This window comes from Thermogutta sp., assembly GCF_014359955.1.
Taxonomy (GTDB): Bacteria; Planctomycetota; Planctomycetia; order Pirellulales; family Thermoguttaceae; genus Thermogutta.
Genome location: NZ_JACIYL010000094.1, coordinates 1 through 9406, shown reverse-complemented (window position 1 = coordinate 9406; position 9406 = coordinate 1). Strand labels below are relative to the sequence as shown.

The 9406-nt window shown below is 58.7% G+C and carries 7 protein-coding genes and 1 pseudogene; 1 reads left to right on the top strand and 7 read right to left on the bottom strand.

What is annotated here, in order from left to right; all coding sequences use genetic code 11:
- From H5U08_RS04780 to H5U08_RS04750, 7 genes are all read right to left on the bottom strand, one after another.
- Positions 1-340 (bottom strand): CvpA family protein (locus H5U08_RS04780; RefSeq protein WP_297030794.1); only part of this gene is annotated, 340 nt, incomplete at its 3' end.
- 64 nt (positions 341-404) lie between these two features.
- On the bottom strand, positions 405-2180 hold the full coding sequence (locus H5U08_RS04775; protein ID WP_297030791.1) for an ATPase, T2SS/T4P/T4SS family: 1776 nt from the start codon (positions 2178-2180) through the stop codon (positions 405-407).
- Between the two features lie 11 nt (positions 2181-2191).
- Entirely contained in the window at positions 2192-3340 is a 1149-nt protein-coding gene (locus H5U08_RS04770) for a PilT/PilU family type 4a pilus ATPase (protein WP_297030789.1), read from the bottom strand.
- Positions 3341-3504: 164 nt separating this feature from the next.
- Positions 3505-4272 carry an imidazole glycerol phosphate synthase subunit HisF gene (gene hisF, locus H5U08_RS04765; protein WP_297030787.1) on the bottom strand — a complete coding sequence of 256 codons (768 nt, stop codon included), beginning with the start codon at positions 4270-4272 and terminating at the stop codon, positions 3505-3507.
- A gap of 92 nt (positions 4273-4364) precedes the next feature.
- Complete coding sequence (locus H5U08_RS04760; protein ID WP_297030785.1) at positions 4365-5033, bottom strand: HAD family phosphatase; 669 nt, start codon at positions 5031-5033, stop codon at positions 4365-4367.
- A gap of 352 nt (positions 5034-5385) precedes the next feature.
- Positions 5386-5979 carry a peroxiredoxin gene (locus H5U08_RS04755; protein ID WP_297030784.1) on the bottom strand — a complete coding sequence of 198 codons (594 nt, stop codon included), beginning with the start codon at positions 5977-5979 and terminating at the stop codon, positions 5386-5388.
- Positions 5980-6412: 433 nt separating this feature from the next.
- Positions 6413-7219: an NRDE family protein gene (locus tag H5U08_RS04750; protein ID WP_297030782.1), complete on the bottom strand. Its 807-nt coding sequence runs from the start codon at positions 7217-7219 to the stop codon at positions 6413-6415.
- Between the two features lie 1027 nt (positions 7220-8246).
- Between H5U08_RS04750 and H5U08_RS04745 the strand changes: the two are divergent.
- Positions 8247-9406, top strand: a pseudogene (locus H5U08_RS04745) (transketolase); the annotation flags it as partial.

Here is a 9406-nt window from a genome sequence, read left to right as displayed (position 1 = left end):
ACATGAGAACGCCGGTGACGAGGCCCATCACCACCGCCCCCGCCTGGTTGAGATAGAGATTGAATCGCACCTTCACCCGAGACAGAAACGCCGTCGCGATGTGGAGGATGATCATCGATACGGAAAAGACCAGCCAGAAGGCCAGAAAGTCGTAGAAATACGTGAGGTTGGGACCGATCATATCTTCCATCATTTTGGCAACCGGCTCGAAGAAATTTGTGGCCAGGATGCCCGCCATGAGGATGTTGACGAAGCGTATGAAGGCGCTCCAGAGTCCTTCGCGAAAGATGAAGCCCACGCACGCACCGACGATGAGGATCCACAGCAGGTAGAGCAGCATGAGTATGTTCTCCTGTGTTTATTTCCAATCAACCGATCGCACCGGCTTTCCCTGGACCGCGGTGTCAGCCCTGGAGGACGCGGGCGAGTTCCTCGTAGGAGGTGATTCCCTGAGCCAGCAGGAGGACGCCTTCTTCCTGAAGTGTAGCCATGCCGGCCGCCCGGGCCGCTTTCCGAAGCGTGGCATAATCCGGCTGTCGGGCAAGAATTTTGCGCAGGTTGTCGTTGACCACCAGGACCTCGAAAACGGCGCACCGTCCGAAATAGCCCAATCCCTGGCACTGCGGGCAGACTTCCTTCTCCTCCGGCGTGGGCACGTGCGGCCGGAAAAACGCCTGAATCCGTCCCGGGGGAATTCCCAATCGCTGAAGTAACTCCGGGGGAGGGGGATAGGGCTGGCGACATTTATCGCACAGCCGCCGCATCACCCGCTGGTTCACCACGCCGATCACCTTCTCCGGAAACGCCTTGGCAGGCGGCTGGAGGGCCATGAGCTTGAGCAGGGCCTCGCAACAGTCCTTGGCGCGGACCGTCGTGATGACCAGCCGATTATTTTCGGTTTCTTCCGCCAGCCGCTGGAGCACCTTGCCGTTGGGAAGATCGCGACACACAACGACATTGGGCTCCATGTGGAAGACTTTGTCCAGGAAGCCGTCGAGATTCTGCCGATCCTGCGCGGTGATGATGTAGGGTTGAACGTTCTCGATGACCTCGTACGTTTTCTGTTCGTCTTCAATACTGATCCACTCGCGGGAGAAACGATCTCCGCTGAGGATGGCACAGGTCACCGTGGTCGTCAGACCGTGACCCGGCGGCGCGGAAAAGACGATGATTCCCTGGGGAGCGTTGAGGAAGTTCTTGATCGTTTCCTGAAGTTTCGGCCGCATTCCCAGGTCTTCCAGCTTTCGGAAGCGGCTCGTCTTTTCCGAGAACTGGATGACAACCCTCTCTCCGCCCGCCACCCCTTGAGAGGCAAATGTGAGGCCCAGTGGGACATCGTGATAACGAACATCCAGTTTGCCCTGCTGTCGGCTTGTGCGGTCCTGGGGATTGAGACCACAAAGGATTTTCAGCACCTCGACCGCTGCCATCGCCGACTCCGGCGGTATCGGGGGCATGTTGATCCACACGCCGTCGATCATGTATCGCAGCGTGGTGGAATTTGGAGCCACCATCAGATCGATCGCTTCGCCGCGTCGGTCGAGTGCCTCGGCAATGAACTCCCGAGCAGCCTGATAACCCGGATGCTGTCGTGCCGGAATAAGGCGGAGATTCTTCTCCTGCTGCGTCTTGGCGGGAGGATCAAAACGAATCGGCGGGGGAAGATCGTCCGGAGAAACGGCCACCTTCACCTCTTTCCCGCTCAGTCGACCCATGATTCTCTTAAAATGGGCCGCCGTGAGGACGCGGTCTTCGATCCCCACTTTCTTATTGCGATGGCTCGCATAAATCAAAGCCGGAACGAAGGTCGCCAGACAGACCAGGAGGTAGCCGACAGGGAAGAACGGGATAAGCAGAAACAGGAGAAACGCGGCCACGAAGGAAAAAAAGTAAACGCCGTTCCACAGATTGTGATCCAGGTCCAGCCGCTGGACATCCTGATTGATCCAGTCCCCGATTGCCACCCAGAGAAAATACACAATTAAAAATGCGACGATCTTGAGAATGCTGAAGTAGTAACCCGGGCCGGACCACCCACCGGCTTCCTGACCCCAGAGAAGCTCTGGCAACATCCAGGGCGAGGCCGCCCACGCCACCGCCGACGTAAGACCTATTCCGGCTCCCGCCAGAGAAAACAATATCCGACCCAGTTGCCGAAAGGACAGACTGCTCTGCGTCATGAGGTTGCCTATCAGAGAATCCCAGGTGCCTTGACTTCGATCCCTTTCAATGCCATCTGGAGAGCTTCCGGATTGGGGGCCACTTCAAAGGCCGTGGCGCGGTCGATCAAACGCCGCTCCACAAGATCCTTCAAGCTCATCGTGAAGTCCTGCATGCCCTCTTCTTTCGACATGCGAATGACGTCCGCCAGTTTTTGGTCCTGTTCTTCCAAAACTAGCTTTTTGACCATCGGATTAAAGATCATAATCTCGACGGCCGGCACACGTTTGAAATCCGGATGAATGGAAGGCAGCAGTTTTTGGGCAATAATGGCTTTCATATTAAAGGCAATCGCACTGCGGATCGCCCGATGCATTTCCTGTGGAAACAGGTCCAGAATACGGCTGATGGTGCTTGGGGCACTGGAGGCGTGAATTGTCCCAAACACGAGGTGCCCGGTTTCCGCGGCCTGGATGGCTGTCTCGAACGTCTCCCGGTCACGCATTTCGCCCACCAGCATGACGTCGGGGTCCTCACGCACGGCGTGTTTCATGCCGATGAGGAAGTTTTTCACGTCGATACCGATTTCCCGCTGATTGATGAGACATTTGTCCTCTGTGAAGGTGAACTCGATGGGGTCTTCCAGCGTGAGGATGTGCTTGCGGTAGTGGCGATTGATCCAGTTGAGCATCGAGGCAATGGTCGTGCTCTTACCGGACCCCGTCACACCAGCGAGAAGAATCATGCCCTGGTCAAACTGACAGAGCTTCTCCAGGATCGGGGGCAAATTGAGCTTTTCGAAATCGGGAATGTAGTTATTGATGCGTCGGGCCACCAACCCCAGGTATCCCATCTGCTGGAGCACGTTCACGCGAAAACGCCACGTTACCCCGTCCACGTCCACGACGTGGGCAAAATCGCATCCACCATCCTCTTCCAGGATGCGACGGAGCCGCTCATCGAGCATGGGCAGGATCAGGCGGATCATCTGCTCTTCGTCGATCGGGGGATGGTTCAACGGCCGCAGTGATCCTGCCACGCGGATGTAGGGCGGTCTGCCGACTTTCAAATGGAGGTCGCTTCCCTCGAATTTGACCAGAGCGCGGAAGAGTTTATCGATCTCAAGATTTTTAGGGCGTTTGCTGAATACCGGCCGAACCGGCTCCTGCATCGTAGCCATTTTCCCAACCTCACCTTTTTGCGATCACGTGCCTGAGCCCAAGGCGGTCCACCCACCCCTGCGACAAGTCCCGTCCTTGCATCCCCGCCTCCCTTCCGGGAGCCCCCACATACCCAGTCGAATTTATTATGATCAGAAACTTCGGCGGCGGAAACGTAGGCCCTTCACAGCCGGACCGGTATTCCGCAGCGATGCAGATACTCCTTTGTTTCTCGGATTGTGTACTGTCCGAAGTGGAAAATTCCGGCGGCCAGCACGGCGTCGGCCCCCGCTTTGAGAATCGCATCCGCCATGTGCTGGGGACATCCTGCCCCACCGCTCGCCACAAGAGGAATCGAAACGGCTTCCCGCACGGCGCGCGTAATTTCCAGATCATAACCGGCCTGCGTGCCGTCGGCATCCATGGAGGTCAGGACGATCTCCCCGGCACCCAGCCGTTCGACCTCTTTCGCCCAGGCCACCGCTTCCAGACCGGTCCCCACTCGTCCCCCGTTGATGTGGACCTCCCAGAACTCTTTGCCGTCCTTGATGACGCGCTTGGGGTCGATGTTGACCACGATGCACTGGCTACCGAACCTGCGAGCCGCCTGATAGACAAAGTCGGGGTTTCGACAGGCGGCCGAATTGATGGAGACCTTGTCAGCCCCTGCGTTGAGGAGCTTGCGGATGTCGTCCAGGGTGCGGATGCCACCGCCCACCGTCAACGGCATGAATACCACCTCCGCCGTCCGCCGGACGACGTCCAGCATGATCTCCCGCCCCTCGTGGCTGGCCGTAATATCGAGGAAGACCAGTTCGTCAGCGCCTTCTTCTTCGTATCGGGCAGCCACTTCCACGGGGTCACCGGCATCGCGAAGGTTGAGGAACTTGGTGCCCTTCACGACGCGGCCACGGTCAACATCGAGACATGGAATCACACGCTTCGCCAGCATGGCGACCTCGGATCATCGAGCCTAAAAACCTACCACCATCCATCCGTCTGGGCAACAACCCGTCTTTTAGTGCCCTGCCTCTACTTCATTGTTCACTCTTTCCCCAAAATGAGCCTGCGAAATACATCTGGAGACAGTTCCTGCAAAGAGGATACCACCAGATCAGCCGCCGCGAGCATTTCTTTTGTTCGGCCTGTGCTGGCGACCCCCACAGCCTTCATGCCCGCCCGATGCGCCGCCTCAATTCCCGGCGGTGCATCTTCGACCACCGCACAGGAGCGGGGGGCCACGCCCAGCCGCTCCGCCGCCAGAAGAAACACCTGAGGATCGGGTTTTCCCCGAGTCACGTCCTTGCCTGTGATGATCGCGCCGAAATGGGCGGCCGGCCCGAGCTTCTGCACGGTCAACTCCACGTTCTCCGGCGGGCCAGACGAACCGATCGCCAGCGCGAAACCCGCCTGGTGGAGTGATTCCAGAAGCTCCGGGGCGCCGGGCATGATGGGGAAATTCTCCCGAATCAGTTCGCGGAACGCCGCCTCCTTCCGCTCGTCCAGTTCCCGAATCCTGGCATCGTTCGGCGTGTGCTGTCCCCACAAAGCGGCGATGATTTCACGACTCGTCCGCCCGAATGTCTTGGCAAACTGTTCCTCGGTGATCTGGAGCCCCTCTTCCGCCGCGATCATCCGCCAGCTCTCGAAGTGCGCATGATACGAGTCGATGAGAACGCCATCCATATCGAAGATAACAGCCAGTTTCTCCATCGTCGCGATCCGGTTCTCCTTGTTGCGAAAGGATAGGTGACAGCAGCAGGTAACCGCAGAGGGACGCACGTCATATGTGCGTTACTTGTCTCCTGCGGAGCAACCCGTTTGCCGAACGGAGCGGCGGCTGCACGGAACCTGCCCGGGGTGCGATAAACTTTTCGGAATCTTTCATTTTGATTTCTTTCCCCAGAAAAACAAAGCGACCCCGCCTGGGTAGGCGAGGTCGTTAACAGGACATCGTGAAATCGCCGGTCGTCGCACTCGAAGAAGGGCAGCGTGTCACCGTGCCGCCCGTTCTTCGTTTAACACCCTGATTCGGCTCAAACCGGCAGGTGGCAATGGGGGGTGATCAGTCCTTGTAAACCTTCGAGAAGAATTCCTGGCTCGCTTTGGGATCGGGCTTGATCGTGGGTTTTCCCTCGTTCCAGTCGGCCGGGCACACTTCACCGTGTTGTTCGTAGAACTGCCAGGCCTTGACCACGCGGAGGGCCTCATCCACACTTCGGCCGAGCGGCAGATCGTTGACCACCTGGTGCCGCACAATTCCCTGCTTGTCGATGAAGAACAATCCCCGCAGGGCCACGCCATTCGGCAACAGCACGTCGTAGTCCTGGGCGATCTTCTTGCTCAGATCGGCAATGAGCGGATATTTGACCTGGCCGATCCCACCGTGACTGCGCGGCGTGTTACGCCAGGCCAGGTGGGTGTAGTGGCTGTCCACCGAGCAACCGAGAATCTGCACGCCGAGCTTCTCGAATTCCTCCGCCCGATCCGAGAAGGCGATGATCTCTGTGGGGCAGACGAACGTGAAGTCCAGCGGCCAGAAGAACAGGATCACGTATTTGCCGCGGTAATCCTGGAGAGAAATTTCCTTGAACGAGCCATCCGGCATGACGGCCGTCGCCTTGAAATCAGGGGCTTCCTTCGATACGAGCACCGCCATAGACTGAACCTCCTCTTCAACTCAGAACGAACCCAACATCGGCCAAGAGCTCATCCCTTGGCGTAGCAACCCTTGCTTGCATCCCGACACCGCTGTCGGGATCATTCAATCATATCAGTCTGAATACTGAGTCAAGGGATCGTGTATATCAGGTGGCGGCGGATCTTTGAAAAAATTCGCTTGCCCGATCTCGGGACGATCAGGCAACAGTCCTAACTTGTGGAATGATAAAAAGATACGCGCGATGTCTGGCGTCCGATCGCGCAAAAAAATACCCGGGGCAGTCCCCCGGACACCCCGTGCATTTCAACCGACACGTTGCAAACTTTGCTGGTAAGTGACGGTTCGCGAGGGGCTCACCCTGTTGCTCCGTTGCGATCGGCATTTTGGCTCGGCGGGCTGCGGCGGGCTCCGACGCGTGTGATTCCCCGTGTCATGCGCCGGAGGTTTGCGGCGGACAGGTGACACCCTTTTTGGCCATTTGGGCCCTGGCCGCACGATCGCTGGACAGCACCTGCCGTAACAGGGCCGAGTAATCCTCATAGGGAACCTGGTCCGGCGGTCCCGCCGAGTACTGCAGAATGGAATGGTGCGTCTTCTTGGTGAGAGAAAGGAGGGTGGAACTGACCGTGCCGAAATTGCCCCGGGTAAATACGACCCCCCATTTCCCGTTGGCGTCACACCGGCGGGCGAAAGTTCGGCTGGCCACCGCCAGGAAAGCGACGGCCGAATCCAGCCGCTGCAACGTGAGCAACCGCCGCACAAATTCCTGGCGAGGGTCATTCGGGTCGTTGATGTCGCCGTTGGTCAGAATATGGAGCCCCGGCGGAAGTTCCACCAGACGGACCTCGTCGCCACCATAGACCACCGCGGCAAAGTTGGCGTCCGCGCAGATGTAGTTGGCGCCCATGTACTGCCCGGTGGAAAGCTCTTCAACGGCGTACTGGGCGGCGTCCCGTGCGTTCGTGAAGCCCAGCAGTTTTCGGCACAGGATGCCTCGGGAAATGGGTTCCAGCGGCACATGCCGCTTGGGCCGATTGCCCACCGCCACGAACAGGCCATGCTGATTGACTCCCAGCCAGGTTCCCCCGGCTTTTCGGTCTATGGGACAGACCACGCGCGGTCGCCCGGACTGAATGCGTGGGGGTTGGCTCGGCCGATCAAGGGCCTCCTCCCGATTGTGCGCCACAAGGATCGGTGCGTCTTTCGCTATCTGATACTGCAGAGCAAGGATACACATCGCGTCTCACCACACTCCTGTCGCTGTTCCAAAGACCAAGTCCGTCGTTGACTCCGACCCGTCACTCCCAGGAAGTACCACTGAGCCCTCTTTATTAGGGGATCGCACGCCCGCTCTTCGTCGCCTGTCGGCCGGTCATGCCCCAAACTGGCATGCCGAGCCCCACCGAGCGAGTTTCCGACGACTGGGCAGGCGGCGGGGGATTATGTGACACCTAATGGTGACTCGTTTAAGACACAAGCTCTCCTATTGAATTATTTGTCGGCGACTTCCCAGGCAACCTTGTCCGGAAGCACGCCGAGAAAAATTCCTCCGAGACACGCACCGCGGATGGGCGTTCCTGTCCTCAGCGATGGCCGAACGGAGAGGTGACGAACTTGGGTGTTTACCGCTCCCTTTCGCTATTGAGGGCCAACATTGAAGGGAAACGGGAACGCCGACGGTACGGTCTCCAGGTCATCCCCCTGCGCGGTCTTGTGCCACGATTTCGGAACCCAAAGCCCTATAAAACTCTCAAGATAATGTCTTTGATTCAAATGAAAACCCCTCGATATGGGGGCAAGCAAAAACGAATTCGGGACCGTGCTCGGGGTGCCTGAAACGAGGGGTAATTCATCAATGGCCCTTACCGTGTCAGCAGGCATTGAACCGAGCGGTTGGGGCTCCGCCCGTGAAACGGTTTGTCCACACCTCAAACTGTTGCCGTGACAGGAAGGTCCCTCCGAAACGACGGACGGGCACGCCCGGCAAGTCTAAAGGGCAAGTCCAAAGGGCGTTCATTCCGCGCTGCGTTGACGGTGCGGGGGTTCCCCCCTAAATTGAACGTTTCAGGTTTTTCGGCTCAAGCGTCACCGCCCAGGTGGTCCACTGATCCGTGGGCGGGTAGCGCCGGGACGCGTCAATGCACATAGGGTGTGTGCGGAACCAGGCCCGGTCAGGGCATGCACGCAAAAACATGCGTCCGTGAGATCGAGCCAATCGTGACGATGCAGCTTGGGCATCTTTCTAGAAACTTCAGGGAGTGACAATGGCGGAAACCCAGACCTCTTCGATTGAGCAGCTCGCGATCAACACCATCCGGACACTTTCCATGGATGCCGTGGAAGCAGCCAAGAGCGGCCATCCAGGCACGCCGATGGCGCTGGCCCCGGTCGGGTACGTCATCTTCAACGACATTCTTCGTTACGATCCCACGCATCCCCTGTGGGTCAATCGGGACAGGTTCGTCCTGTCCTGCGGGCATGCCTCGATGCTCCTTTACTCGCTCCTTCATCTCGCGCAAGTCCAGCAGGTGGATGACAATGGCCGACCCACCGGCGAACTGGCGGTGCCTCTCGACCATATCCGGCAATTCCGGCAACTTCACAGCCGTTGCCCCGGCCACCCGGAATACCGGCACACCTCCGGCGTCGAGGTGACCACCGGTCCGCTCGGCCAGGGCGTGGGGACGAGTGTTGGCATGGCTATTGCCGGCAAATGGCTGGCCGCACGGTACAACCGGCCGGGCTTTGACCTGTTCAACTACGGCATCTATGTGCTGTGCAGCGATGGCGACCTGATGGAGGGCGTCTCCAGCGAGGCGGCTTCGCTGGCCGGTCACCTCAAGCTGGGCAATCTCTGCTGGATTTACGACGACAACCAGATCACCATCGAGGGCCACACCTCGCTGGCGTTCAGTGAAGACGTGGCCGCGCGGTTTCGGGCTTATGGATGGGATGTCCATCGCGTGGACGACGTCAACGATCTTGACAGCCTGCGAGACGCCCTCAAGCAGTTTAACCCAAGCGGCGAGCGTCCCACGCTGATCATCGTCAAGAGCATTATCGCCTGGGGCGCACCCAACAAGCAGAACACCCACGAGGCCCACGGGGCTCCGCTGGGCGAGGAAGAAATTCGGCTGGCCAAACAGTTTTACGGCTGGCCGGTGGACGCCAAATTTCTTGTACCGCCGGAAGTGCTGGAACATTTCCGCGCGGGAATTGGAACACGGGGGCCGCAACTCCGCGAGCAGTGGGAGTCGCTTTTCGCGAAATACGCGGAGAGCTATCCGCAAGAGGCCGATGAAATCCGGAAGATCATCAATGGAGAACTTCCCAAAGGATGGGACCGCGACATTCCCGCGTTCCCCGCTGATGCCAAAGGATTGGCCACCCGGGCGTCCTCCGGGAAGGTGCTCAACGCCGTTGC